Origin of the sequence: Neoroseomonas marina, assembly GCF_012927745.1 — a bacterium.
In the GTDB taxonomy this organism is placed as follows: Bacteria; Pseudomonadota; Alphaproteobacteria; order Acetobacterales; family Acetobacteraceae; genus Neoroseomonas; species Neoroseomonas marina.
Genome location: NZ_JABBKX010000001.1, coordinates 276,877 through 302,561 on the forward strand (window position 1 = coordinate 276,877; position 25,685 = coordinate 302,561).

General features: G+C 72.0%; 22 protein-coding genes. 4 read left to right on the forward strand and 18 right to left on the reverse strand.

The genetic code is table 11. The features are described from left to right. Positions 1-2 precede the first annotated feature (2 nt). On the forward strand, positions 3-986 hold the full coding sequence (locus GWK16_RS01390; protein ID WP_170052185.1) for a Bug family tripartite tricarboxylate transporter substrate binding protein: 984 nt from the start codon (positions 3-5) through the stop codon (positions 984-986). Between the two features lie 80 nt (positions 987-1,066). Here GWK16_RS01390 and GWK16_RS25665 read toward each other — a convergent pair whose 3' ends face one another. The 18 genes from GWK16_RS25665 to GWK16_RS01480 form a co-directional block, all read right to left on the reverse strand. Further along, entirely contained in the window at positions 1,067-1,936 is an 870-nt protein-coding gene (locus tag GWK16_RS25665) for a DUF697 domain-containing protein (RefSeq protein WP_170052186.1), read from the reverse strand. Further along, positions 1,933-3,321, reverse strand: coding sequence for a YcjX family protein (locus GWK16_RS01400; protein ID WP_170052187.1), 1,389 nt, complete (start codon positions 3,319-3,321; stop codon positions 1,933-1,935). Before GWK16_RS01400 ends, GWK16_RS25665 begins: the two co-directional genes overlap by 4 nt. A 12-nt stretch (positions 3,322-3,333) precedes the next feature. Continuing rightward, positions 3,334-3,735, reverse strand: coding sequence for a lactoylglutathione lyase (gene gloA, locus GWK16_RS01405; protein ID WP_170052188.1), 402 nt, complete (start codon positions 3,733-3,735; stop codon positions 3,334-3,336). Next, complete coding sequence (locus GWK16_RS01410) at positions 3,732-4,586, reverse strand: UDP-2,3-diacylglucosamine diphosphatase LpxI domain-containing protein (protein ID WP_170052189.1); 855 nt, start codon at positions 4,584-4,586, stop codon at positions 3,732-3,734. Before GWK16_RS01410 ends, gloA begins: the two co-directional genes overlap by 4 nt. After that, positions 4,583-5,425, reverse strand: coding sequence for an acyl-ACP--UDP-N-acetylglucosamine O-acyltransferase (gene lpxA, locus GWK16_RS01415; RefSeq protein WP_170052190.1), 843 nt, complete (start codon positions 5,423-5,425; stop codon positions 4,583-4,585). The genes GWK16_RS01410 and lpxA overlap by 4 nt, the downstream gene beginning before the upstream one ends. 2 nt (positions 5,426-5,427) lie before the next feature. Continuing rightward, on the reverse strand, positions 5,428-5,898 hold the full coding sequence (fabZ, locus tag GWK16_RS01420) for a 3-hydroxyacyl-ACP dehydratase FabZ (protein ID WP_170052191.1): 471 nt from the start codon (positions 5,896-5,898) through the stop codon (positions 5,428-5,430). Further along, positions 5,895-6,941: a UDP-3-O-(3-hydroxymyristoyl)glucosamine N-acyltransferase gene (gene lpxD / locus GWK16_RS01425; protein WP_170052192.1), complete on the reverse strand. Its 1,047-nt coding sequence runs from the start codon at positions 6,939-6,941 to the stop codon at positions 5,895-5,897. The genes fabZ and lpxD overlap by 4 nt, the downstream gene beginning before the upstream one ends. A 4-nt stretch (positions 6,942-6,945) precedes the next feature. Then, positions 6,946-7,707 carry an OmpH family outer membrane protein gene (locus GWK16_RS01430; RefSeq protein ID WP_170052193.1) on the reverse strand — a complete coding sequence of 254 codons (762 nt, stop codon included), beginning with the start codon at positions 7,705-7,707 and terminating at the stop codon, positions 6,946-6,948. 18 nt (positions 7,708-7,725) lie between these two features. Beyond that, positions 7,726-10,038: an outer membrane protein assembly factor BamA gene (bamA, locus tag GWK16_RS01435; protein WP_170052194.1), complete on the reverse strand. Its 2,313-nt coding sequence runs from the start codon at positions 10,036-10,038 to the stop codon at positions 7,726-7,728. 105 nt (positions 10,039-10,143) lie between these two features. Further along, the gene (gene rseP / locus GWK16_RS01440) at positions 10,144-11,244 is read right to left on the reverse strand and encodes an RIP metalloprotease RseP (RefSeq protein ID WP_211187022.1); all 1,101 of its coding nucleotides are present in this window, start codon (positions 11,242-11,244) and stop codon (positions 10,144-10,146) included. Between the two features lie 29 nt (positions 11,245-11,273). Continuing rightward, positions 11,274-12,455, reverse strand: a complete 1,182-nt coding sequence (gene dxr, locus GWK16_RS01445; RefSeq protein ID WP_170052195.1) for a 1-deoxy-D-xylulose-5-phosphate reductoisomerase — start codon at positions 12,453-12,455, stop codon at positions 11,274-11,276. Beyond that, positions 12,452-13,234 (reverse strand): phosphatidate cytidylyltransferase, encoded by a 783-nt coding sequence (locus tag GWK16_RS01450; protein ID WP_338144366.1) that lies wholly within the window; start codon positions 13,232-13,234, stop codon positions 12,452-12,454. The genes dxr and GWK16_RS01450 overlap by 4 nt, the downstream gene beginning before the upstream one ends. A gap of 71 nt (positions 13,235-13,305) precedes the next feature. Next, on the reverse strand, positions 13,306-13,977 hold the full coding sequence (gene uppS / locus GWK16_RS01455) for a polyprenyl diphosphate synthase (protein ID WP_170052853.1): 672 nt from the start codon (positions 13,975-13,977) through the stop codon (positions 13,306-13,308). A 144-nt stretch (positions 13,978-14,121) separates the two neighbouring features. After that, entirely contained in the window at positions 14,122-14,688 is a 567-nt protein-coding gene (gene frr, locus GWK16_RS01460; protein ID WP_168041122.1) for a ribosome recycling factor, read from the reverse strand. A gap of 13 nt (positions 14,689-14,701) precedes the next feature. Further along, positions 14,702-15,430, reverse strand: a complete 729-nt coding sequence (gene pyrH, locus GWK16_RS01465; protein ID WP_170052196.1) for a UMP kinase — start codon at positions 15,428-15,430, stop codon at positions 14,702-14,704. Between the two features lie 113 nt (positions 15,431-15,543). Further along, positions 15,544-16,482: a translation elongation factor Ts gene (gene tsf, locus GWK16_RS01470; RefSeq protein WP_170052197.1), complete on the reverse strand. Its 939-nt coding sequence runs from the start codon at positions 16,480-16,482 to the stop codon at positions 15,544-15,546. Between the two features lie 67 nt (positions 16,483-16,549). Beyond that, positions 16,550-17,335 carry a 30S ribosomal protein S2 gene (gene rpsB, locus GWK16_RS01475; protein WP_170052198.1) on the reverse strand — a complete coding sequence of 262 codons (786 nt, stop codon included), beginning with the start codon at positions 17,333-17,335 and terminating at the stop codon, positions 16,550-16,552. A 186-nt stretch (positions 17,336-17,521) separates the two neighbouring features. Continuing rightward, positions 17,522-18,496: a Bug family tripartite tricarboxylate transporter substrate binding protein gene (locus GWK16_RS01480; protein ID WP_170052199.1), complete on the reverse strand. Its 975-nt coding sequence runs from the start codon at positions 18,494-18,496 to the stop codon at positions 17,522-17,524. 150 nt (positions 18,497-18,646) lie between these two features. On the opposite strand from GWK16_RS01480, the gene GWK16_RS01485 reads away from it, so the two are divergent. From GWK16_RS01485 to GWK16_RS01495, 3 genes are all read left to right on the forward strand, one after another. After that, positions 18,647-20,251: an alkaline phosphatase D family protein gene (locus GWK16_RS01485; protein ID WP_170052200.1), complete on the forward strand. Its 1,605-nt coding sequence runs from the start codon at positions 18,647-18,649 to the stop codon at positions 20,249-20,251. A gap of 618 nt (positions 20,252-20,869) precedes the next feature. Beyond that, complete coding sequence (locus tag GWK16_RS01490; protein WP_170052201.1) at positions 20,870-22,564, forward strand: HlyD family efflux transporter periplasmic adaptor subunit; 1,695 nt, start codon at positions 20,870-20,872, stop codon at positions 22,562-22,564. 4 nt (positions 22,565-22,568) lie between these two features. Beyond that, positions 22,569-25,682: an efflux RND transporter permease subunit gene (locus tag GWK16_RS01495; RefSeq protein WP_170052202.1), complete on the forward strand. Its 3,114-nt coding sequence runs from the start codon at positions 22,569-22,571 to the stop codon at positions 25,680-25,682. The last annotated feature ends 3 nt before the right edge of the window (positions 25,683-25,685 follow it).

The following is a 25,685-nucleotide window of genomic DNA, read 5'->3' on the forward strand; positions in this document are numbered from 1 at the left end:
CCATGTCCCGTACCATCCGCCGCCGGGCGCTGCTCGGCGCCGCCAGCCTGCCCCTGCTGCCCGTCCTGGCCAGCGCGCAGTCCGACTGGCCGAACCGCCCGGTCAAGATCATCGTGCCCTTCCCGCCGGGCCAGGCGGCCGACATCCTGACGCGGCTGGTCGCGGACGAGCTGTCGAAGCGCTGGCCGCAGCGCGTGGTCGTCGAGAACCGCGGCGGCGGCGCCTCGGTCCCGGCGATGGAAGCGGGCGCACGTTCCCCGGCCGATGGCTACACGCTGATCGCGGGATCGTCCGGGCCGCTCGGCATCAATCCCTCCGTCCTGCCGCGTCTGCCCTATGACGCGGAAAAGGACTTCGCCGGCATCAGCAACGTCGCGATGGTGCCGCTGCTGGTCGTCGCGCATCCCTCCCTGCCCTACAACACGATGCAGGAACTGGCCGCCGCGGCGCGGGCCCAGCCGGGCATGCTGAACATGGCCTCCGCCGGCCCGGCGACGAGCCAGCACATGGCGGCCGAGTTGCTGATGCTGCGCGCGAACATCCGCTTCAACATCGTGCACTACCGCGGCAGCGGGCCCGGCATCGCCGACGTCATCGCCGGCAACGTGAAGCTGATGACGGATTCCGTCGCGTCCTCCCTGCCGCATATCCGCGAGGGCCGGGTGAAGCCGATCGCGCTCTGCGCCGCGCAGCGCGTGCCGCAACTGCCCGAGGTGCCTACCATCGCCGAGACGCTGGTGCCGGGCTATTCCGCCGCGGGCTGGAGCGCGCTGGTCGCCCCCGCCGGGACGCCGGCCGACGTCGTGCGCAAGATCAACGGCGACGTCGTCGCGGTGCTGCGCGATCCGGGCATCGTCGCGCGCATCACCCAGATGGGCGCGGTCGCCGACCCGCAGACGCCCGAGGAATGCGCCGCCTTCATCCGCTCCGAGATCGCCAAGTGGCGCGAGGTGGCGCAGGCCGCGAACGTGCGGCTGGAAGGCTGACGCGCGCCGCCGTCAGGCGCCGGCGGCGGCGATCGGGCCATGGACGAAGATCAGCTTCGTGCGTGAGGGCGCGGCCGGCCTCAACCGCGCGTGCGGGGAAGCACGCGGCAGGCTTCGTCCGCGGCGCGGGCGAGCAGCGTCATCCGGCGCGCCGCGACGGCGCCCGCCGCCGCCTCCCCGGCGACATGCTCCGCCAGCCTGGAACTGAGCAGCCCGCGGACCGCGGCATCGACGGCGACATCGGTCGCCGCGACCGTCGCGGCATCGACGGCGACGCGCCGCAGCAGGGAGACGGTGCCCGCGATCCCGGGCCGGAAGCCGTGCAGCGCCGCGACCTGCCGCACGAGGCGGATGCCGCGCCAGGCGAAGACCAGCGCGTCGAGCGCCGGCGAAGGGCTGACCGCCGTCACGGCAAAGGCCTGGACCGCCGCCGCGCGGCCCAATGCCGCCGCATCCTGGGCGATGGGGGCGAGCGTCTTGGCTTCGACCAGCGCGCAGGCCGCGTCGATCGGCATGTCCCCGAGATCGCCGGGCTTCGCGCGGCCTTCCGGCAGGCCCGCCTGCCACGCTGCAAGTGCGGAGCGCAGCGCCGGGGGATCACCGCGCGCCACGGCGGCCCGGGCGCGATCGACGGTGCCCAGCGCCAGATAGCCGCGCAATTCCCGCCCGATCGCCGCGAAGACCAGACCGAACCCGGCCGTCGCGACGGCCAGGGTCAACCAACCGAGCCAGGCGGCCTGGGCGAATTGCGCCGCAACGAAGTTCCCGGCCTCGAGCAGCGAGAAGCCCAGCACCAGCACCGCGGCGCCGAGGCCGATCAGCGCCATCGTCGACCAGCCGCGCGCAGGCGGCATCGGCGGCGCCACCTGCACCTCCCAGCCGAAATCGAGACGCGGCGCCGGCGACGTGCCCTCGTCCAGGATGACGCGCGGGGGCGGGCGACCGCTCACAGCAGGTCCCCGATCAGCCAGGCCAGCAGCGCATCCAGGCCGAGATGCGGCATGCCGGAACTTCCCGCCGGATCGAGGCGGGGCGGGCGGAACTCCGGCATGCTGAACAGGCCGGCATCCCAGAAATCGGGTTCGGGCGGTTTCATCGGCACCTCGCCCGGATAGATGGTGGCGCCGCGGCCATCCTGCAAAAGCACCCCGCGCACCGCCGCCACCGCCTGCCCGTCGAGGCGCGCGACGGCGTCCTCGGTGCAGCGGATGGCGGCCACCGCGTGGCAGGACACCGACGCGCCCGACTGCGCCGCCCGACCGCGCGCGCCGAAGGCGATGTGCTCGACCAGCGCGGCCAGCGCATCCCGCGCGCGCGTCGGCACGTGGTCGGCCTTGGTCGCGGCGAAGGCGACGCGCGTCGGCGCCGCCCCGAGCAACCGTTCGAGCCAGTTGGCCCCCGAGACGATGGCGGCGACGGCGGACAACGCATCGCCCGTATCGCGGAAGGCTTCCTCCCCCGCGTGCAGCGCGCCGAGCACGTCGACCAGCACCACCTGGCGATGGAAGCGCGAGAAATACGGATCCAGGAAGGTGCTGCGCTGGTCGTCGAGATAGGCGGCGTAGCGCCGTGCGCAGAGATCGGCGAGGCCGCCCCGCGCGCCTTCAGGGAGCGGGAAGAACCACAGCAGCGGCGCCTCCCCGCGCGGCCCCGGATTGAGGAAGCGGCCGGGCTGCAGGAAGCGCAGCCCATGCGCGTCGCGGCAGGCGCGCAGCGCATCGCGGTAGAGGGTGTAGCCGCGCTTGGCGAGTGCGTCCTCGGCCGGCGCGTCGGCCGGCAAGGCATCGAGGAAAGCGAGAAACCCGGCCGCCGCCGTGGCGCGGACCCCGCGCCGGCAGCGGGCGAGCGTCTCGGCCGACCAGGTGGCGTAGTCCTGCCGCAGCATCGGCAGGTCGAGCAGCCATTCGCCCGGATAGTCGATGAGGTTGAGCGTCAGCCGCCGTTCCGGCAACAGGCCGCCGAGGGAGGTGCGGCGCTCCACGTCGATCGCGATCGACAGGGTGGAGAAGTCCTCCGTCCGTTCCGGCCAGCGTGGCGGATCGGCGGCGAGCGCGCCGAGATGCGCCTCCGGGTCGAAGCGCGGCACCGTCTCCGTGCCGGCCGGCACGACGAAGACGCGGCGGATGCGCCCGCCGGTCGCGTCCGACAGCGCCGGCAGGGTGCGCGCGCCGCGCCCCGCGGCGATCAGGTTCGCGATCAGCGAGGTGAGGAAGACCGTCTTGCCCGCGCGCGACAGGCCGGTGACCGCGAGCCGGATGCGCTCGCGGCCGACCAGGGCGCGCGCGGCATCCTCGGTGGTGTCGAGGACGCCGCGCAGCAGCGACAGCGGGTCCACCCCCGCCCCGCGTCAGGACATGCGCTGGATCAGCTCGATCTTGTAGCCGTCGGGGTCCTCGACGAAGGCGATGATGGTCGTGCCGTGCTTCACCGGCCCGGCCTCGCGCGTCACCTTGCCGCCACCGGCGCGCACCTTCTCGCAGGCGGCCGCCACGTCCGGCACGCCGACCGCGAGATGGCCGAAGGCATTGCCAAGCTCGTACTTCTCGACGCCGTAGTTGTAGGTCAGCTCGATCTCGCCCTGGCCTTCCTTGTTGCCCTCGCCGTAGCCGAGGAAGACGAGCGTATACTTGCCCGCCGGCACGTCGTTCCGACGCAGCTCCTTCATGCCGAGGAGCTCGGTGTAGAACTTCACGCTGCGATCGATCTCGCCCACGCGGATCATCGTGTGCAGGAAGCGGCCCTGGCTCATGCTGTGGTTCCTTCGGTGAATTCGGCCGGGTCGAAAGCCAGCAGGAACAGCCCCGCTGCCGCCGCCCGGGCGATGGTGGTCTCGCGATCCAGAAGGATGGTGCCGTCGGCCTCGAAGGCCAAGCCGCGAAGCCCGGCGGCGAGGGCGCCCTCCACGGTCTGCGGGCCGATGGTCGGGAGATCGGCCAGGCGCGACTGGCCGGGCTTCACGCATTTCACCAGCACGCCGCCCGGCCCATCGCGCCGGAGCGCGCCACAGCGGTCGAGCATGGCGTCGGTGCCCTCGATGGCCTCGACGGCCAGCACCAGCCCCTGCTGGACGACGCAGCCCTGCCCGACATCCGCCGCGCCGAGCGCCCGGCAGACCGCGAGGCCCCGCTGGATGTCCGCGCGCGCGAGGTCGTCCGGGGCCGGCCCGGCCAGCAGCGCGGCCGCCGGCAGCAGCCCTGCCAGGACCTGCTGGGCGCCGACCACCTCGAACCCGTCCTCGGCCAGGACCGTCATCACCGCGCGCAGGATCGAATCATCGCCCGTGAAGGCAGCCCGGCCGATGCGCGCGAGGAGCTTCACCCCCGCCGCATCGGGCCGCAGCGAGAGCAGCGACGGCCGCGAGACGGTCCCCGCCAGCACCACCTGCCGCACGCCATGCCCCTTCAGCCAGGCGAGCATCTGGGCCGCGAGGCCCCACCGGAAGGCAGCATGCGCGAAAGCCCCGTAGGCCGCGGGATCGCCATGTCCGTCCAGCACGGCGACCGCCACGGGCCGGCCGGAGGCGGCGACCGCCTCCGCCACGCGGACGGGCAGCCCGCCGCCGCCCGCGATGATGCCGAGGGGGCCCTCGGGGGGGGTCACGACGCCTCCCCGTTCTCCTCATCCGTGCCGCCGAGCTCCGGCGCCGCCATGCGGCCCGGCCGGACGAGCTGGCGGCGGCGCGAGGGGTCGCGCACGAAGACGATGAGTTCCTGCACCAGCGGATCGGCGCCGAAGCGGGTCTCGACCTCGGCGAGCTTCGCGGCGAACTCGCCGGCATCCTTGAACAGCAGGTTGTGCACCGACCGCAGGGTGCGCAGCTGGTCGCGCGACGCACCGCGGCGCAGCAGACCGATCTTGTTGAACCCGACGAGGCGCGCCGGCAGGCCGAAGACGTAGCCGAAGGGCGGGATGTCGTTGGTCACGCCGGCCAGCCCGCTGACCATCGCGAGCCGCCCGACGCGCACGGTCTGGTGCACCGCTGCGCCGCCGCCGATGAAGGCGCCGGCCCCGACACGCACATGCCCGCCGAGCATCACGTTGTTCGCGAGGATGACGCCGTCGCCGAGCACGCAGTCATGCGCGACATGGGCGGTCGCCATCAGCATGCAGCCGGCACCGACGACCGTGACGCCGCCGCCGCCGACGCTGGCGCGATGGATCGTCGCGCCTTCGCGCACCAGCGTCCCGGCGCCGACCTCGCAGCGCGTGGGCTCGTTCTTGTACTTCAGGTCCTGCGGCGCCATGCCGATGGTCGCGAAGGGGAAGACCCGCACGCCCTTGCCGAGCCGCGTATGCCCGTCGACCACGACATGGGCGATCAGTTCGACATCGTCCTCGAGCACGACGTCGGGACCGACGACGCAACCGGGGCCGACGCGGCAGCCCGCACCGATGACGGCGCCGGGGGCGACCGCCGCGGTGGGATGGATTTCGGCCATGCTCACTTGTCCAGGATCATCGCGGCATAGGTGGCCTCGGCCACGACCTTGCCGTCCACCTTCGCCTCGGCGTTGAACTTCCAGATGTTCCCGCGCTGGCGTTCCTTCTTCACGTGCACGCGCATCTGGTCGCCGGGCACCACCGGCTTGCGGAACTTCGCCTGGTCCACCGTCATGAAATAGACGAGCTTGCCGGCCCAGTCGGGGCCGAGCGTCTCGACCACCAGCACCGCCGCGGTCTGGGCCATGCACTCGATGATCAGCACGCCGGGCATCACCGGCATGGTCGGGAAGTGGCCCTGGAAGAAGTTCTCGTTGATCGTGACGTTCTTGATGCCGATGCAGCTGTCGTTCTTCACCAGCTCGACGACGCGATCCACCAGCAGGAACGGGTAGCGATGCGGGATCGCGTGCATGATCTGCGCGATCTGGAGGGTGCCGACCTCGGCCGGCGTGGTCTGTTCGTCGTTCATGGCGATCCGCCCGATGTTCCGTCCTTTTTCGGCGCCGCCGCCAGCTGACGCAGGCGGGCGAAGGCGCGCATGGTCTCGCGCGCCGGCCAGGCGGGGCTGCCGACCACGTCGGTGCCGGGCGGCACGTCGTTCATCACGCCAGCCTGGGCGCCGACCCGCGCCTTGGACCCGACCGTGATGTGACCGACAACGCCGGCTTGCGCCGCTACGACCACGAAGTCGCCAAGTTCGGCCGAGCCGGCGATGCCCACCTGGGCGACGATGACACAGCCGCGCCCCGTCTTCACGTTGTGTCCGATCTGCACGAGGTTGTCGAGGCGGGTCCCCGGCCCGAGAACCGTGTCCCCGCCGGCCCCGCGGTCGACGCAGGCATTCACGCCGATCTCGACCGCGTCGCCCAGGATGACCCGGCCGATCTGCGGCACCGTCACGTGTTCGCCCATCGGCGTCGTGACGAAGCCGTAGCCTTCCCCGCCGACGCGGGCGCCTTCATTCAACACCACCGCCACGCCGGCCAGGCAGTGCAGCAAGGAGGCGTGGGATCGCAGGATGCACCCCGCGCCCAGCACGCACCCGTCCCCGACGACCGCGTGCGGCCCGATGATGCAACCGGGACCGATCTCCGCCCGCGCGCCGATCACGGCGAAGGGCCCGATCTCGCACCCCTCCTCGATCGTCGCGCCCTCCCCCACCACGGCGGTCGGGTGGATGCCCGGCACAGGCCTGGGCCGGGGGTGGAACAGGGCGGCGACGCGGGCATAGGCCAGCTGCGGCGCGGCGCAGATCAGCGCGATGGTCCCCGCAGGCAGATCGCCCTCGGTGCCGGCCGGCAACAACACGGCGCCGGCGCGCGTCGCCTTCAGCGCCGCGATATGGCGGCGGCCTTCATAGAAGGCGACGTCCTCCGGACCGGCGAGCGCCAGCGGGGCGACGTCGGTGAAGATGCGCTCCGCCTCGCCCGCGAAGCGCGCCTCGGCGGCCGCCGCGATCTCGGCCAGGCGGCGGGGCCCGGCCGAGGGGAAGAAACGCGGATCGGCCCCCACGGCCTCAGTTCCGGCGCGGCTGCTGGCCCTGCTGCGGACGCTGCTGGGGCTGCTGCTGCGCCGGGCGCGCGGGCGGCTGCTCCCCGGCGCCTTCGGCCGGCAGGTTCACACTCGGCAGCATGCGGTTGAGCTGCGCCGCCACTTCCTCCGTCAGGTCGAACTGCGGCTCGTTGAAGATCACGAGCGGGCGCGGCAGCACGATGTTGACGTTGCGGCTGGTCGCCACCTGCCGGATCACGATGCCGAGGGCCTGTTCGATCTCGCGCAGCGAGGTCTGGGCCAGCTGCTCGACGTCGCGGGCGCGGTCGCGCAGGACGCGCTGGCTGTCGGTGATGCGGTCCTGCAGGTCGCGCTCGCGAGTGCGGAGCTGCTCCGGCGTCAGGCCGGCGCGCTCATTGGCGAGGCGCTGCTGCTCGTCCCGCCACCGCTGCTGCTCGCGCTGCAGGTCGTCATTCAGGCGGGCGCGCCGCTGCTCGATCGCTTCGCGAACCTGCGTGAAAGCGGTCGAGACGCGCTGGATCTCCGGCACGTCCACGATGGCGATCACCGGGGCGGGCGGCGACTGGCCGGGGGGCAGCGGCGGCGGGGTCGGTGTCGGCCGCTGGGCCTGGCCCTGCGCCGGGCGCTGCTGGGCCTGCGCCGGACGCTGCGGCTGCTGCTGTTGCTGTTGCTGACCCTGACCGGGGACGAACCACTGCTGCTGCTGCGCCGCGGCCGGCAGGGCGAACATGGCGCCCGCCAGGGCGAAGGTGAGGAGTCGGGACATGTCAGACGATATCCTGGTTCAGAAACGGGTGCCGAAGCCGAGGCGGAAGACCTGAGTCTGGTCGTAGTCCTGCTTCACGACGGCCTGGGCGAGGTCGATGTTGATGAGGCCGATCGGGCTACGCCAGGACAGGCCGACACCCACGCCGACGCGGGGCGTCGAATCGTCGCGCAGGCAGTTCGGGAAGGTGGCAGGGCACCCCGAGTTGTTCACGGAAGACGGCAGCCGCCAGTTGCCGCCGGTATCGACGAAGGCACGGCCGATGAAGCCGAGTTCCGACGGCACCGGGAGCGGGAAGCGGAACTCGGCAGAGCTCGTCCAGATGATCTCGCCGCCAAGGCTGTCATTGGTCGAGACGTCGCGCGGGCTGGCGCCACCGAGGGCGAAGCCGCGCAGGTTCTCGCCGCCCAGGAAGAACCGGTCGACGATACGGGACTGGTTGTCGCTATAGGGGGCGAGGTAGCCGCCGCCGGCGGCGAAGACCAGCACGTAGTCCGGATCGCCCAGCAGCCGCTCGAACGGAATGTAATACTGGCCGTCGGCGCGGGCGCGCACATACGACACGTCGCCGCCGAGGCCGGCGAAGTCGGCGCCGACGCGCGCGACATAGCCCTGGCGCGGCTCGATGCGGCTGTCGCGGCGGTCATAGGTGACGGTGGTCGACACCTGGCTCAGCAGCGTCTTGCCTTCCTGCTCCGCGATGAAGCGGGAGACGTTGGCCGCCACGTCGTAGATGTCGCGATCGACCAGCGAGTAGGACCAGGACTGCCGCAGGTGCTCGTTGATCTCGTAGCCCATGCGCAGCGCGAAGCCGGCGCGCCGTTCGCGATAGCCCGAGGTGTCGGTCAGGTTGCGCTGGATCAGGAAGACGTCGGCGCCGGCCGCGAGGTTGCGGTCGAGGAACTGCGGGTCGGTGACCGAGATGTCCACCTGGCTGCGCCGCTGGGCGAGCGTGACGTTGGCGCGACTGTCGATGCCGGTGCCGAGGAGGTTGCGCTCGCGCAGGCCCACATCGACGAGGAAGCCGGCGTCGGTCGAGTAGCCGCCGCCCAGGGTGAATTCGCCGGTGGCGCGTTCCGCGACCTGGGTGTTCAGGATCACCCGGTCCGGCGCCGAGCCCGGCGAGGTGTTGATCTGCACGTCCGAGAAATAGCCGAGGCTGCGGATGCGGTCGCGCGAACGGCGCACCTGCTGCGCGACCAGCGGATCGCCTTCCGCCAGGCGGAACTCGCGGCGGATGACGCGGTCCTGCGTACGGCTGTTGCCGGTGATCTCGATGCGCTCGACGTAGGCGCGCGGGCCCTCGTTGATCTCGAACTTGAGGTCGACGCGGCGCGCATCCCGGTCGCGGGTGACGCGCGGTTCGATCGCGACGAAGGGGAAGCCGCGGGACGCCAGCAGGTCCGTCAGCAGGTTGTCCGACCGCTCGACGGCGTCGCCGTCGTACCAGTCCCCCACGGAGATCGGGATCTCGTTGATCAGGCCTGTCGTGTCGATGCCCCGGATGGTGCTCGGGAACTCGATGCTGCCGACGCGGTACCGCGGCCCCTCGTTGATCGTGTAGGTCAGGAAGAAGCCGCTGCGGTCGGGGGCGAGCTCGGCCGTGGCGCCGGTGATCTCGACGTCGGCATAGCCCTGCCGCAGGTAGAAGCGGCGCAGCAGCTCGCGGTCGAAGGCGAGGCGGTCGGGATCGTAGGTGTCGGAGGTCGAGAGCAGCCGGTACCAGGCCTGCTCGCGCGTCGCGATGATCTCCTTCAGCCGGCTGTCCGAGTAGTTCTCGTTGCCGATGAAGCTGATGCGGGAGACGAGCGCGACCTCGCCCTCGGTGATCTCGAACACCACGTCGACGCGGTTCTGGTCGAGCTCGATGATCTTGGGTTCGACCGAGGCGCCGAAGCGGCCGCGGCGCGCATAGATCTCGAGGATGCGCTGCCGGTCGGCCTGGGCGGCGGCGGGCGTGAACACCGACCGCGGCCGAAGCTGCACCTCGCCACGCAGGGTATCGGAGGTGATGCGCCGATTTCCCTCGAAGCCGACGCGGTTCACGATCGGGTTCTCGACCACGCGCACGATGACGCGCGTGCCCTCGGGCCGGATCTCGACGTCGCGGAACAGGCCTGTCGCGAACAGCGCGCGCAGGCTGCGGTCCAGGCGATCGGCGTCGGCCGGCTCACCGGGCTGCACCAGCATGTAGGAGCGGATGGTGTCCGCCTCGATGCGTTGGTTCCCCTGGATCTCGATCGCGGCAATGCGCCCGGGCGCCTGCGCGGAAGAGGGGAGCGCCAACGCGAGCGCGGCGACGACGAGAAGGAGAATGCGCAGCCTGGACAACGAATCGACACCTGATCTTGGGGCGGTCGAGGGGGCCGCACACTAACCGAGGCGTCACCCCCCTGCCACCCCCGGCTGGCCCCGGCCAGCCAGGTGCCGATCACGTCAGCCCATCAGGCCCGTCACCCAGCGGACGATGCCGAGATGCGTCAGGTCGTTCCAGGTCGCCAGCAGCATGAGGGTCAGCAGCAGCGCGAAGCCGCCCCGGAAGGCATATTCCTGCGCCCGCTGGGTGAGCGGACGGCCCCGCAGGGCCTCGGCCGCGTAGAAGACGAGGTGCCCGCCGTCGAGGATCGGAATGGGGAACAGGTTTATCAACGCAAGGTTGACAGACAACAGCGCGATGAACGTCAGGAGCGGGAGCAGGCCGAGATCGGCCACCTCGCCGGACAGCTGGGCGATCCGGAGGGGGCCTCCGATCTCCTCCGCCCCGCGCTGGCCGCTGATCATCTGCCAGACGCCGGCCAGCGTCTGGCCGGAGACCGCGACCATGTGCCCGGTGCCCTCGACCAGGGCCGAGACGGGATTGAGGCGCGTACGCTCCACCGCCCCGCCCGAGATGCCCAGCAGGCCCCGGCCGTCCTCGGGCCGGGCGATCGGCGTCGCGATCACCTTCATCTCGGAATCGCCGCGCCGCAGCAGGATCTCGATCGGTTGCCCCGCGCGCGGCTGCACATGCTGCTGGAGTTGCTCGAACCGCGCGACGCGCTGTCCGTCGAGGGCGATGATGCGGTCGCCCGGCGCGATGCCCGCGCGCTCCGCGGCCGACCCGGCCACCACCGCCTGCACGGCCGTCGACCCGGTGGGCTGGCCGTAGGTCGCGAAGATCGCCGCGAAGATCAGGGCCGCGAGCAGGAAATTGAAGATCGGCCCGGCGGCGACGACGATGGCGCGGTCCCGGACGGGCTTCTCGTGGAAGCTCTCGCCCTTTCGATAGGACCCGTCCTCCGGCACCACGTCCGAAGGATGCTCCATGCCGTGCATCTTCACGTAGCCGCCGAGCGGGATCCAGCCGATCCGCCATTCGCAGCCCCGCCGGTCCTGCCAGGAGGCGATCGCCCGGCCGAAGCCGATCGAGAAGCGCTCCACATGGACGCCGCGCCAGCGGGCGGCGAGGTAGTGGCCAAGTTCGTGCACGAAGATCAGAACGCCCAGCACGACCACGAAGGCGAGCACGGTGCGCAGGGGGTCGGGCAGGAAGTCCATTCGCTCCAATCCGTCTGGCGCGCAGGCCGTCAGGCCGCCGCCCGTTCCGCGGCGATCCGCGCCGCTTCCATCCGGGCCGCGCCGTCGAGCGAGAGAATCGCGTCGAGGTCGGCCGCCTCGGGCGCACCGAGGCGGCTCAAGGCCTCCTCGACGACCGCAGCGATGTCGAGAAAGCCGAGACGCCGGTCGAGGAACATCCCGACCGCGGTCTCGTTCGCCGCATTCAATATGGTGGTTGCCCCGCCGCCGGCCCGCAAGGCCTCCCGCGCCAGGCGCAGCGCCGGAAAGCGGACGGGATCGGGGGCGAAGAACTCGAGCCGGCCGAGGGCGACCAGGTCGAGCCGCGGCACCGCCGCGGCCATCCGCGCGGGCCAGGCCAGCGCGTGGGCGATCGGCGTGCGCATGTCCGGCGAGCCGAGCTGCGCCATGACGGAGCCATCGGCATACTGGACCAGGCCATGAACGGTCGATTGCGGGTGGACCAGCACCTCGACCCGCGGTTCGGGCACGGGGAACAGGCGCACCGCCTCGATCAGTTCCAGCCCCTTGTTCATCATGGTGGCGGAGTCGATCGAGATCTTCGCGCCCATCGACCAGACGGGGTGCTTCACCGCCGCCTCCGGCGTCATCGCCGCCATCTCGGCCACCGTCATGGTCCGGCACGGCCCGCCGGACGCGGTGAGGACGATCTTCTCGACGGTCGCGAAGGGGTCGGCCCCGCCGCCGCGGGCCTCCAGGGCCTGGAAGATAGCGTTGTGCTCGGAATCGACCGGCAGCAGCGTCGCGCCGGCCGCCCGCGCGGTCGCCAGCACGATGTCCCCGGCGCAAACGAGGGATTCCTTGTTGGCCAGCGCCACCACCCCGCCGCGGCCAAGGGCTGCCAGCGTCGCCGGCAGGCCAGCCGCGCCGACGATCGCCGCCATGGTCCAGTCGACCGGCCGGGCGGCGGCGGCCATCACGGCCTCCGGCCCCGCGGCAGCCTCGATGCCCGAACCGGCCAGGGCGTCGCGCAGCGCCCCGAAATACCCGGGGTCGGCCACCACGGCGAGCCGCGCCCCAAGTCGCCGGGCCTGCGTCGCGAGCCCGGCCGCATCCCGGTTGGCGACCAGCGCCTCGACCTGGAAATCGCCTTCGCAGGCGGCCTCGAGCAGCGCGACGGTGCTGCGCCCGACGGAGCCCGTGGAGCCGAGGATGGTGACCGAGCGCGTCATCGCCAGAGCGGCTGGCCCTGGCCCAGGGCAAAGGCGAGCAGCGCCGCCACGGGCGCCGCGGCCATCACGCCATCCAGCCGGTCGAGCAGCCCCCCATGGCCGGGGATCAGGCTCGACGTGTCCTTCACGTCGAAACGACGCTTGATCCAGCTTTCCAGAAGGTCACCCGCCTGCGCCATCACCCCGAGCATGGCCGCGACGGCCGCGGCACGGGAAGCCCCTCCGGGATACAGGGCAGCCGCCGCGGCGACGCCGACCAGGATGGCGGACGCCAGCCCGCCGGCCGCGCCGGACCACGTCTTGTTCGGGGATACCGCCGGCGCGAGCTTCGGCCCGCCGAACGCCCGCCCGGCCATGTAGGCCCCGATGTCGGAGGCCCACACGACCAGGAACAGGAAGATCACATTCACCCGTCCGGCATAGTTGTCGTGACGGAGTTCGATCAGGGCGATGCCGGCCAACCCGATGTAGAGCACGCCCGCCGCGAGCCAGCCGGCGGACTGCCCCGGCTGCCCGGCGCCGCGCATCCGCGCCGCCGTCCACCAGGTCAGCGCCCAGCCGATCAGCAGGGCGACGAGCGAGGCCCGGACATGCTCCTCCACCGCCAGGATGCCGGCGGCGAGCACGGCGACCGGCACCGCCATCCCGGGGAGCACCCGCGTGCGCAGCCCGCACAGGTGCACCCATTCCCAGGCGAGCACGGCGACCGCCACGGCGATGAGGAAGGTCCAGGGCTCGGCACCGAGCCAGATGCAGGCGAGCGCCGTCGGCCCCAGCACCACGGCCGAGAGGAAGCGCTTGCGAAGGTCCCGCCAGCGCTTGGGCGTGCCGCCCGATGCGGCCGCCTGGCTCAGGGACGTGCCCCGTAGCGGCGCTCGCGCCGCCGGAAATCGGCCAGGGCCGCGGCCAAGTGGTCGGCGCCGTAGTCCGGCCAGAGCACGTCCTGGAAGACGAACTCGGCATAGGCCGCCTGCCAGAGCAGGAAGTTGGACAGCCGCTGTTCGCCCGAGGTGCGGATGATCAGGTCCGGATCCGGCATGCCCGCGGTCTGGAGGAAGCCGCCGAAGGTGGCCTCGTCCAGCGCCTCGGGGGCGAGGCGGCCCTCGGCGATGGCCCGGGCGGCGGCGCGGGTCGCGGTCAGGATCTCGTCCCGCGCGCCATAGGACAAAGCCACGTTGAGGTTGATGCGCGTGCCCCCGGCCGTCGCCTCCTCGGCCGAGCGGATGGCGCGCGCCATCTCGGGGCCGAAGCGCTGATAGTCGCCGATGATCCGCAGCCGGGCGCCTTCCTTAACGAGGTTGGCGACCTCCGAACGGAGGTAGAGGCGCAGCAGGCCGGTCAGCGCCGAGACTTCCTCGAGCGGCCGGCGCCAGTTCTCGGAGGAGAAGGCGAACACCGTGAGCCAGGTGACGCCCTGGTCCGCCGCCGCCTCGACGGTGCGGCGCACGGCCTCGGCCCCCGCCTTGTGGCCGAGGGCCACCGGCAGGCCGCGGGCCTGCGCCCAGCGCCGGTTGCCGTCCATGATGATCGCGACATGGGTGGGGCCGGCCGCCGGTTCGGCCGGCAGGCGGGCGGGCCCGGAGACGGCACTCACGCCGTCCGACCCCTCGCCTGCCGCATTCCGTCCGCGCCCTTGCGCAAGCCAGCCTCCGTCCGCCGCACGGGCTCAGACCGTGCGGATATCCTTTTCCTTGTCCGCGAGCACGGCGTCCACCTGCTTCACGTACTGGTCCGTGAGCTTCTGGATCTCCTCCTCGGAGCGCTTCGCCTCGTCCTCGCTGAACTCGTGCTTCTTCACCCAGCCCTTGACCTGCTCCATGCCGTCGCGGCGCACGCCGCGCACCGCCACGCGGGTCTGCTCGGCATAGCGGGCGGCCGCCTTGGCGAGTTCGTTGCGCCGTTCCTGCGTCAGCGGGGGCAGGGGCACGCGGATCACCTGGCCCTCGCCCTGGGGGTTGAGGCCCAGATTCGCCTCGCGGATCGCGCTTTCGACGTGCTTGGTCAGGGCCTTGTCCCAGACCTGCACGGACAGCAGACCCGGCCCCGCGATCGAGATGTTCGCGACCTGGTTCAGCGGCGTCATCGAGCCATAGGCCTCGACGCGGATCGGCTCGAGCAGCGCGGGGCTCGCCCGGCCGGTGCGCAACCCGGCGAACTCCTTCTTCAGCGTCTCCATCGCGCCGTCCATGCGGCGCGTCAGGTCCTGCTTCAGGGCCTTGAAGTCGGCAGCCATGGGCCCGTCTCCCTCAGTGCTGGTCTTCGTGGACGGTGGTGAAGCGGCCCTCGCCTTTCATCACGGCGGTGAAGGCACCGGCCTCGTGGATGTTGAAGACGATGATGGGCAGCTTGTTCTCGCGCGCCAGCGAGATGGCCGCAGCGTCCATCACCGCGAGGTCCCGCGCGAGCATGTCGAGGTAGGTGAGCGTGACGTACCGCTCGGCGTTGGGGTTCTTGCGCGGGTCGGCCGAATAGACGCCGTCGACCTGCGTGCCCTTGAGCAGCGCGTCGCAGCCCATCTCGGCCGCGCGCAACGCAGCGGCGGTGTCGGTGGTGAAGAAGGGGTTGCCCGTGCCGGCGGCGAAGATCACCACCCGGCCCTTCTCCATGTGCCGCGCGGCGCGACGGCGGATGAAGGGTTCGCAGACCGAGGTCATCGGGATCGCCGACTGCACGCGCGTCGACACGCCGACCTTCTCGAGCGCGGACTGCATCGCGAGGGCGTTCATCACCGTGGCCAGCATGCCGATCGAATCGGCCTGCGCGCGGTCCATGCCGGCGGCCGCGCCGGCGACGCCGCGGAAGATGTTCCCCCCGCCGATCACCATGCAGACTTCGAAGCCAAGGTCCACGACGCCCTTCACGTCCTCCGCGATGCGGCGGCAGACGGCGGTGTCGAGACCGTAGTCCCGGCTGCCCATCAGGGCTTCCCCGGACACCTTGAGCATGACGCGCTTATAGGCGGGCTTGTCGCTCATGGTCGGGAATCGTGCTTCCGAAAGGGAGGGAGGGGCGCGGCACCATAGAGACCGCGCCCGCAAGGCATCAATAAGGCGGTTCGGGCGGGGATGGCCCCCGCCCGGGCCGGGCTTCAGCCCTGGCCGGCGGCCGCGGCGACTTCGGCCGCGAAGTCGGAGGCCTGCTTCTCGATGCCCTCGCCGAGCTGGAAGCGGGCGAAGCCGGCAAGGTTGGCACCCGCCTTCTTCACGATCTCCTTCACGCGGCTCTCGCCGTCATGCACCCAGACCTGCTCCAGCAGCACCACTTCTTCGTAGTACTTGCGGATACGGCCCTCGACCATCTTCTCGATGATCGCCTCGGGCTTGCCGGACGCGCGGGCCTGCTCGGACAGCACGTCCTTCTCGCGCAGCAGCGCGGAGGGATCGACCGCCGAGACGTCGAGCGCCTCGGGGCGGGCGGCGGCGACATGCATGCCGATCTGCCGGCCGAGCGTCTCGAGCGCGGCGATCTCCGACGGGCCCTCGAGCGCGACGAGCACGCCGATCTTGCCCATTCCCGGCTTCACGGCGGAGTGGACATAGGTCGCGACCGCGCCCTCGGAGACGTGCAGGCGCTTCGCGCGGCGGATCGACATGTTCTCGCCGATCGTCGCGATCAGGTGCGTCAGCTGCTCGCCGACCGTGCGATGGGCGGTGCCGCCCTCGACCAGGTCCATCGAGCCCGGGTAGCGGGCGTTCTTCAGCGCCTCGATGTCGTCGCCGACCGTCAGCACGAGCTCGGCCACCGCGGCGCAGAAGGCCTGGAAGTGCTCGTTGCGGGCGACGAAGTCGGTCTCGGCGTTCACTTCCACCATCGCGGCGGTGCGCGGGGCGGAGGCGACGGCGATCAGGCCCTCGGCGGCGACGCGGCCGGACTTCTTGGCGGCGGCCGACAGGCCCTTCTTGCGCAGCCAGTCGACCGCGGCCTCCATGTCGCCATTCGCTTCGACGAGCGCCTTCTTGCAATCCATCATGCCCGCGCCGGTCTTCTCGCGCAGGTCGCGGACCATCGCCGCAGTGATCTCGGCCATCGGAGTGCTCCGTGGTTGCCAGGGATGAAAAGGAACCGGGGCCGCTGAGGGCCCCGGCAGGTCAGGCTCAGGCCTGGGGCTGCGCCTCGGCCTCGACCGGGGCTTCCGGCAGCGCCTCGGGGGCCAGTTCCTCGGCCGAGCCGACATCGACGCCGGACGCCTGGAGCTCGGCCGAGATGCCGTCCAGCACCGCGGAGGCGACCATGTCGCAGTAGAGCGTGATCGCGCGGATCGCGTCGTCGTTGCCCGGGATCGGGAAGGTCACGCCCGCGGGGTCCGCGTTGGAGTCGACCACGGCGATGACGGGGATGCCGAGCTTGTTGGCCTCCTCGATCGCCAGCTTCTCCTTCACGGTGTCGATCACGAAGATGATGTCGGGCAGGCCGCCCATCTCCTTGATGCCGCCGAGCGCGCGGTCGAGCTTCTCCTTCTCGCGCGTCAGCATCAGGACTTCCTTCTTCGTCAGGCCGGCCGTGTCGCCGCCCAGACGCTCGTCCATCTGCTTCAGGCGCTTGATCGAGCCCGTGATCGTCTTCCAGTTGGTCAGCATGCCGCCGAGCCAGCGATGGTTGACGTAGTACTGGCCGCAACGGGTCGCCGCTTCCGCGACGTAGTCGGCGGCGGCCTTCTTGGTGCCGACGAACAGCACGCGGCCGCCGGCGGCGACGGTGTCGCGCACGGCGCGCAGCGCGCGCTCCATCATCGGGACGGTCTGCTGCAGGTCGAGGATGTGGACCTGGTTGCGGACGCCGAAGATGTAGGGCGCCATGCGCGGGTTCCAGCGGCGCGTATGGTGGCCGAAGTGGACGCCCGCCTCGAGCAGGGCACGCAGGGTGACTTCACGCATCGCCATGGGGCGAGCCTCCTTTCCGAATAGTCCGGTTGAGCCTCCGCGGTGCAATGCCCCGGATGTCTCCCGGGGACCGGACCCAGCCTCGGTGAAGGATGGGCGCGCCGCGTGCGGATTACCGGGCGGGGTCGCCCCCGTCCGGCGGGCGGGGATATGGCCGAAACGGCGGGCGGGGGCAAGGGGTCGCGGCTATTCCGGCCGGATCCCCGCCCGCTCCGCGACGGCCCGGATCGTCGCCCGTTCGCGGTCCAGCCAGGCGGCGAAGCCTTCGGGGGTCTGTTCCCGGGCCGCGACGATCTCCGCCCCCAACTCCGCCTGTCGCTGGCGGTAGGTCGGGTCCGCGAGCCCCGTCCGTACCGCCTGGGCCAGCGCCGCGAGCGACGCCGCGGGGGTGCCGGCCGGCGCGACAAGCCCGGCCCAGGACCCACCGGTCAGGTCCAGCCCGCCTTCGATCAGCGTCGGCACCTCGGGCGCGATCGGCATCCGCGCGGCCGAGGTCATCGCCAGGATTCGCGTCTGTCCGCCCCGGAAGGTGGGCAGGACGGTCGAGACCTCGGCCATCACGAGGGGGATGTTGCCGGCGATCACGTCGGGGACCGAGGCGCTCGACCCCCGGTAGGGCACATGGGTGAACTGGACGCCGGCCGCCGCCATCACCTGTTCGATCAGGAAATGCGTCGCACTGCCCTGCCCCGACGATCCGATCGCGATCCGCCCCGGGGCGGCCCGCGCCGCGGCCAGCACATCCGCGAGGCTGCGCCATGGGCTGTCGGCCTTCACGGTGAGCGTCAGCGGGCTGCGGCTGATCATCGCGACGGCCGCCAGGTCCTTGGCCGGGTCGTAGGAGAGACGGGCCTGGAGCACAGGCGCATTGGTCAGCGGCCCGTTCGACCCCAACAGCAGCGTATGCCCGTCCGGCGGCGACTTCGCGACCGCGTCCGCGCCCACGGTACCGCCGGCCCCGGCCCGGTTGTCCACCACCACGGGCTGGCCCAGCAGCGGGGCCATCCGTTCCCCGATCATGCGCGCCTGCAGGTCGGAGGATGTCCCGGCGGCGAAGGGGACCACGATGCGGACAGGCCGGTCCGGAAAGGCGGCCTGCGCCGCGCGCGGCAGCAGCAGGATGGCGGGCGTGGCAAGCGCTGCGCGTCGACTGAGGGTCATGCCTGGTCCTCCCGTGGATTTTGCGCAGTTTGGGCATGCAGGCAGAGCGGCCGGAAGGCCCTGGCGCGTCGCCGCGGCGTCACGCAGGCTTCACCCCGCCCCGACCCGCGCCTTGCCACCCTTCTCGCCCACGCCCTGGAACGTCACCCGATGGACACCATCCGCCGCCACATCCTCGACCTGTCGCGCCGCGGCCTGTTGCGGGGGTCCACCGGGCTCGCGGCGCTCGCGGCGATCGGGGCGCCGGTGCGCGAGGGCCTGGCCCAGCCGGCGTTTCGCGCCTTTCCCTTCGCCCTCGGCGTGGCCAGCGGCGAACCGGCGCCGGATGGCTTCGTGATCTGGACGCGCCTGGCCCCCGAGCCGCTCGCGCCCGACGGCGGCATGCCCCGACGCGCCGTACCCGTGAGCTGGGAGATCGCCGAGGACGAGGCCTTCGCGCGGATCGCCGCGAGCGGCAGCGCCATCGCCCGTCCGGAACTCGCCCACGCCGTGCATGTCGAGGTCTCGGGCCTCGCGCCCGGTCGCCCCTACGTCTACCGCTTCCAGGCCGGCGACGCGGCCAGCCCCACGGGCCGCGCCCGCACCGCCCCCGCCCCGGGCGCCGCCCCGCCGCGCATCCGCTTCGCCTTCGCCGGCTGCCAGCACTACGAGCACGGCCACTTCACCGCCTGGCGGAAGATCGCCGAGGAAGCCGACCTCGACTTCGTCTTCCACTATGGCGACTACATCTACGAATACGCCGGCCGGCAGCCCGGCCAGCGCGGCTGGGGCCCCATCGTGCGCTCGCACCTGGGCGAGGAGACGGTGAGCCTCGCCGACTATCGCCTGCGCTATGCCCAGTACCGCACCGATCCGGACCTGCAGGCCGCCCACGCCGCGCACCCCTTCCTGCCGAGCTACGACGACCACGAGGTCGACAACAACTGGGCCGGCCCCTTCAGCGAGGAGGACGGCCGCGGCCGCTTCCCCGTCGCCGTGCCGCCCGAGGTCTTCGCGCTGCGCAAGGCCGCCGCCTTCCAGGCCTGGTACGAGAACATGCCGGTCCGCCGCACCGCCCTGCCGCGCGGGCCGGACATCACCGCCTACCGGCGGCTCGACTTCGGCACGCTGATGCGGGTGAACGTGCTCGACACCCGCCAGTTCCGCGACGACCAGCCCTGCGGCGACGGCGCGAAGCCCGCCTGCCCCGAGGTCTTCCGCGCCGAGGCGCAGATGCTCGGCGCGGCGCAGGAACGCTGGCTGCTCGACGGCATGGCGCGCAGCCCGGCGCGGTGGAACATCCTCGCCCAGCAGGTGCCGCTGATGCGGCGCGAACTGCGCGACGGCGCGATCTCGATGGACAAGTGGGATGCCTACCCGGCGGCGCGGCAACGGCTGCTCGACGGCATCGCCGAGCGGCGCACGCCCAATCCCGTGGTGCTGTCGGGCGACGTGCACGTGGCCCTCGCCGCGACCGTCCGCCGCCGGCCCGAGGATGCGTCGAGCGCGCCCGTCGCGACCGAATTCACGGCGACCTCCGTCACCAGCGAGGGCGACGGCGCCGAGATGACGCGCGGCGGCGAGGAGGTGCTGCGCCGCAACCCGGACATCGCGCTGTTCCACGCGCGGCGCGGCTATTGCGTGGCGGAGGCGACGACGCAGCGCCTGACGACCGAGTTCGTCGCCCTGCCCTTCGTGACGCGGGAAGGCGCGCCGCGGGAGACGGCGGCGCGGATGGTGGTGGAAGCCGGGCGCGCCGAGGTGGTGCGCAGCTGACCGGCCGCGGCGCCAGATCGACGGCCCGGCGCGGCCGGCGATCTCGCCGGCATGGCTGGAGGCTTCGTCGCCGCCGGCCGTGTCGTGGCCGAAGACGCCCATCCCGTCGCCCGGCGTCTCGGGGACGACGGCGACGCGGCCATCTCGGCGGCGCGGCGGCGTGCCAGGGGCGATCTCGCCCAAGGTGCCGGGCTCGATTCCGCGCGTGATGCCGGCGTCACGCGCGGCCGATCGCCCGGGGATCGCTCCGCGGGTCCCCGCACGCTGCAGAGAACGAGGCTTCGGGATGGCTTCTCCGCCGTCCACCACATCGAAGGCATGGTCGATCGGCGGGCCGGCACAATCAGCCGCGCGGGCGCGCCGGTGCGTCTCCCAGCCGCCGACGTTTGGCCGCCGCCCGATCCGGGCCGTTTCGGCTGCACTGCCAGGGCGCCTCGATCCTTCGGGCAGATGCCGTCTCCCGGAACGCGCCCGGGCGCAGCTGCATCTGCCTCGGAGGACGCATGGCGCGACAACGCCCGCCGCAGCTGGCGGCCCGCAATGCTTTGTCACGATCAGGAAACGCACCTGACGTCCGACCCCGGCAGACCACTCCTCTCGCGTTGAGGGGAGACACGGGTGCGCCGCCCTTTCCATATGCTGGCAATGCTGCTTGCGTCGCTGACCGTCCTGGCGGCCACCGGCCGGTTCGCGCCGGTGGCCGCGCACGAAGGCCACGACCACGGCGCCGCTTCATCCCCGCCCGCCGCGGCCGCACCACGCACCGAGACCCACTCCGACCTCTTCGAGGTGGTAGCGATCCTCGCACCCGACGGACGCCTCCGCATCCATCTCGACCGCTTCCCGACGGCAGAGCCGGTGCCGGGTGCGACCATCGCCCTCACCGTCGACGGCGACCCGGCAGATGTCGCGGCCGACGGATCCTACAGCCACGTCGCCCGCCACCCGGCACTGACGCAGGCGGGACGCCGCAACCTCCTTTTCACCGTGACGGCCGGGGCCGAGATGGACCTGCTTCCGGCCACGCTGGAGCTGCCGGCCCCGGCGGCGGCCGGCGTTGCCACCCCGGCTGCGCCGGAGTGGCGCGCCGTCGCAAGGAACCCGCTCGCCTGGACAGCCGGCCTCCTGCTTCTCCTCCTCGGCGCCGCGATCGGCCGCGTGACGGCGCCGAGACAACTGCCGCCGCAGGCCGTCTCCAACCCTCTGCCGGGGGCGGGCGACATCGTTCGCTCCCTGCGACCGGACCGCGCGGCGGCACGGACGACGGCGCTGGCCGCGCTGCTGCTCCTCCCGGTGCTGGCGCAGGCCCAGCCGATCGATGCACCGCGCCGCCAGCCGGATGGCAGCGTCTTCGTCCCCAAGCCGACGCAGCACCTTCTCGGCCTGCGCGCCGTGGCCGCGGAGCGGAGCGAGGCCGCGGTTTCCCTGCAACTCGTCGGCCAGGTCATCGCCGACCCCAACGCTTCCGGCCGCGTCCAGTCTGCCGAGGCGAGCCGGATCGAAGCGCCCGAGGACGGCTTCCCCGTGATCGGCCAGCAGGTCGCGCGCGGCCAACGCCTCGCCTACGCCGTTCCCGTCATCGCCGCCCAGGACCGCGCCGGCGTGCGCGCGAGCATCGCCGACATCGAGGCGCAGATCGTCATCACCGAGGCGCGCCTGCGCCGCCTCACGGCCATCGCATCCACGGTCGCGGCGCGGGAGATCAGCGACGCGCGGGCGGAGCTCGAAGGCCTGCGCCAGCGGCGCGCCGCGAACCTGCCGGCCGTCGTCGGGCGCGAGCCCATCCTCGCCCCGGCCTCCGGCGTGATCAGCGTGGTGCGCGTGGCCGCCGGCCAGGTCGTCGACGCCCGCGAGCCGCTCTTCGACATCGTCGACCCCGCGCGCCTCTGGGTGGAGGCCATCGCCTTCGACCCCGCGGCGGTCACGGAGATCGCCGGCGCCACCGCGGTCACCGCGAGCGGCCAGGCATTGCGCCTGGCCTTCGTCGGCCGCGGCCTCGCGCTGCGCCAGCAGGCCCTGCCGCTGCAGTTCCGCCTCGAGGAGGTGCCTGCGGGGCTCGTCGTCGGCCAGCCGGTGACCGTCTCCGTGCAGACGCCCCGGCGCCTCGCCGGCATCGTGCTGCCCGCCGAGGCCGTGGTGCGCAGCGCCGAGGGCCCGCCCATCGTCTTCGAGATGCCCGGCGCCGAGCGCTTCGTGCCGCGGCCGGTGCGCGTCCAGCCGCTCGACGGCCGCCGCGTGCTGGTCACCGCCGGGCTGGAGCCGGGCATGCGCGTGGTGACGGAGGCCGCGGGCCTCGTCTCGCAGGTGCGCTGACCCCGTGTTCAACCTGATCGTGTCCGCGAGCCTGCGGAACAGGCTCTTCGTCCTCGCCGCGGCGATCGCGCTCATGGTGTACGGCGCCCTCGCCCTGCAGCGCCTGCCGGTCGACGTCTTCCCGGACCTCAACCGTCCCGTCGTAACGCTCATGACGGAAGCGGAAGGCCTGGCGCCGGAGGAGGTCGAGCTCCTGGTCACCTTCCCGATCGAAACCGCGATGAATGGCATGCCCGGCGTGGCGCGGGTGCGCTCCGTCTCGGGCGTCGGCCTGTCCATCGTCTATGTCGAATTCGACTGGGGCACCGACATCTGGATCAACCGTCAGCAGGTGGCCGAACGGCTTTCCCTCGTCCGGGCGCAACTGCCTGCGGGCGTGCAGCCGCAGATGGCGCCGGTCTCCTCCATCATGGGGGAGATCATGCTGGTGGCAATGTCCTCCAACGGTCGCGCCAACCCCATGGAGCTCCGCGAGCTGGCCGACTGGGTCGTGCGCCCGCGCCTGTTGACGATCCCCGGCGTCTCCCAGGTCATACCCATCGGCGGCGAGGTCCGACAGTTCCGCGTGACGCCCGACCTCGTCCGCATGAACGCGCTGGACGTCACTCAGGACCAGCTTGTCCTGGCCTTGCGGCAGTTCGGCACCAACACCGGCGGCGGCTTCGTGGACCAGGCCGGCCGCGAGTACATGATCCGCAACCTCGGCCGCACGGCCAGGCTCGAGGATCTCGCCAATGCTCCCGTCGCGTGGCGCGCCGGACAGCCGATCCTGCTGCGCCAGGTCGCGACAGTGGATTACGCCGCACGCCTCAAGCGCGGTGATGCCGGCAGCATGGGCCGCCCCGCCGTCATCCTTTCCATCCAGAAGCAGCCGGCGGCGGATACGGTCAGGCTGACGCGCCAGGTCGAGGCGGCGCTTGCCGAACTCCAGCGATCGATGCCGGCAGGCGTGTCCGCCGACCACGTCCAGTTCCGCCAGGCGGATTTCATCCAGGCGTCCATCGGCAATGTCGAGCGCGTGCTGCTCGAGGCCGTCGCGGTGGTGGCTCTGGTGCTGTTCCTGTTCCTCCTGAACGGTCGGACCACCATCATTTCGCTGACCGCCATCCCGCTCTCGGTCCTGGTGACCGTCGTTGCCTTCCAGGTGCTCGGCCTGTCGATCAACACCATGACGCTGGGCGGGCTGGCCATCGCGATCGGCGAACTGGTCGACGATGCGGTGGTGGACGTGGAGAACGTCTATCGCCGCCTGCGCGAGAACCGTCAGCGCCCCGACCCGCAGCCGGTGCTGCTGGTGATCGCGCGGGCGAGCCAGGAGGTGCGTTCGGGCATCGTCTACGCGACGATGATCGTGGTGCTGGTCTTCGTCCCCCTGTTCGCGCTCTCGGGCATCGAGGGCCGGCTCTTCGCCCCGCTCGGCGTCGCCTACATCGTCTCCATCCTCGCGTCGCTGCTGGTCGCGATCACCGTCACGCCGGTGCTCTGCTCCTGGCTGCTGCCGCGGATGAAGCGCATGGAACACGGCGACAGCTGGCTCGTGCGGCGACTGAAGGCGTGGAATGAGCGGGCGCTGCTCTGGGCCTTCGCGCGGACGCGGCTGGTCTATCTGCTCGCCGGTGCGTCGGTGCTCGGCGCGGTGGCGACCGTGCCTTTCCTGCCTCGCGCTTTCCTGCCGCCCTTCAACGAAGGGACGCTTGCCATCAGCCTGCAGTTCCAGCCCGGCATCAGCCTCGCGGAGGCGGATCGGCTCGGGCGTGCCGCGGAGAACCTGATCCTGCAGGTCCCGGAGGTCCGCACCGTCGGTCGCCGCACCGGCCGCGCCGAACTGGACGAGCACGCCGAAGGCGTCCATTCCGCCGAGATCGACGTCTCCCTCGCCCCGTCCGCGCGCGGCAAGCAGGAGGTCGCCGCCGACATCCGCGCGCGCCTCGGCATGCTGCCGGGCAGCGTCAATGTCGGCCAGCCGATCGGCCACCGGCTCGATCACATGCTCTCCGGCGTGCGAGCCGAACTCGCGCTGAAGATCTACGGCGACGACCTCGACGCGCTGCGCGCCATGGCCGACCGGATGCGTGCGCGCCTCGCCTCGATCCCCGGCCTCACGGACCTGCAGGTGGAACGCCAGGTGCGCGTGCCGCAGCTGCAGGTGGTCGTGGACCATGACCGGGCGGCGCTCTACGGCGTCTCGGTGGCCCATGTGGCCGAAGTGCTGCGCAGCCTGTCCGGCGGCCAGGTGGTGAGCGAGGTCGTGGACCGCTCCCGTCGCTTCGAGGTGGTGCTGCGCCTGGCCGACGCGGACCGGACCGGCGCCGGCCTCGCCGCCGTCATGATCGAGACGCCCGCCGGGCGCGTGCCGCTGTCGCTGCTGGCGGAGCTTCGCGACACCGATGGCCCCAACCAGATCCAGCGGGAGAATGGCCGCCGGCGGATCGTCGTCCTGGCCAATACCGACGGCTCGGACATGGCGGAGATCGTCGCGCGCGTGCGGGCCGAGATGGCGGCGGCCGACCTGCCGCCTGGCACCTTCCTCGCGCTGGAGGGCACCTTCCAGGCGCAGGAGGAGGCCTCGCGGCTGATCGCCGGCCTGTCGCTCGTCTCGCTGTCGATGATCTTCCTCGTGCTCTATGCCCGCTACCGGTCGGCGGTGCTCGCCGTCATCATCATGGGCAATGTGCCGCTCGCGCTCGTCGGTGCCATCGCCGCGCTGTGGATCGCGGGCCAGCCGCTGTCCGTCGCATCGATGATCGGCTTCATCACGCTGGCCGGCATCGCGACGCGCAACGGCATCCTCAAGGTCAGCCACTACCTGAACCTGGCGCTGCTCGAAGGCGAGCCGTGGGGCCTCGGCCTCGTCGTCCGCGGCAGCCTGGAGCGACTGACCCCGGTGCTGATGACGGCGCTGTCCGCCGGTTTCGCACTGGTGCCGCTGATGATCGGCGCCGGAGAGCCGGGCAAGGAGATCCTACACCCCGTCGCCATCACCATCTTCGGCGGGCTCGTCACCGCGACCCTGCTCGACACCTTCCTGACGCCGCTGCTGTTCCACCGCTTCGGGCGCCCGGCGCTGGAACGCCTGCGCGCACACCAGGCCGGGACGCGCCTGGCCGAGGCCTATTGACCA

Excerpts from the sequence above, each read along its gene's own strand:
- gloA (WP_170052188.1), bottom strand. The coding sequence starts at position 3,735 with ATGAGCCAGGGCCGCTTCCTGCACACGATGATCCGCGTGGGCGAGATC.
- GWK16_RS01485 (WP_170052200.1), top strand. The coding sequence starts at position 18,647 with ATGGACACCATCCGCCGCCACATCCTCGACCTGTCGCGCCGCGGCCTG.
- rpsB (WP_170052198.1), bottom strand. The coding sequence starts at position 17,335 with ATGGCGATGCGTGAAGTCACCCTGCGTGCCCTGCTCGAGGCGGGCGTC.
- uppS (WP_170052853.1), bottom strand. The coding sequence starts at position 13,977 with ATGGACGGCAACCGGCGCTGGGCGCAGGCCCGCGGCCTGCCGGTGGCC.
- pyrH (WP_170052196.1), bottom strand. The coding sequence starts at position 15,430 with ATGAGCGACAAGCCCGCCTATAAGCGCGTCATGCTCAAGGTGTCCGGG.
- GWK16_RS01480 (WP_170052199.1), bottom strand. The coding sequence starts at position 18,496 with ATGACCCTCAGTCGACGCGCAGCGCTTGCCACGCCCGCCATCCTGCTG.
- dxr (WP_170052195.1), bottom strand. The coding sequence starts at position 12,455 with ATGACGCGCTCGGTCACCATCCTCGGCTCCACGGGCTCCGTCGGGCGC.
- GWK16_RS01430 (WP_170052193.1), bottom strand. The coding sequence starts at position 7,707 with ATGTCCCGACTCCTCACCTTCGCCCTGGCGGGCGCCATGTTCGCCCTG.
- frr (WP_168041122.1), bottom strand. The coding sequence starts at position 14,688 with ATGGCTGCCGACTTCAAGGCCCTGAAGCAGGACCTGACGCGCCGCATG.
- lpxA (WP_170052190.1), bottom strand. The coding sequence starts at position 5,425 with ATGGCCGAAATCCATCCCACCGCGGCGGTCGCCCCCGGCGCCGTCATC.
- GWK16_RS01390 (WP_170052185.1), top strand. The coding sequence starts at position 3 with ATGTCCCGTACCATCCGCCGCCGGGCGCTGCTCGGCGCCGCCAGCCTG.
- tsf (WP_170052197.1), bottom strand. The coding sequence starts at position 16,482 with ATGGCCGAGATCACTGCGGCGATGGTCCGCGACCTGCGCGAGAAGACC.
- fabZ (WP_170052191.1), bottom strand. The coding sequence starts at position 5,898 with ATGAACGACGAACAGACCACGCCGGCCGAGGTCGGCACCCTCCAGATC.
- rseP (WP_211187022.1), bottom strand. The coding sequence starts at position 11,244 with ATGGACTTCCTGCCCGACCCCCTGCGCACCGTGCTCGCCTTCGTGGTC.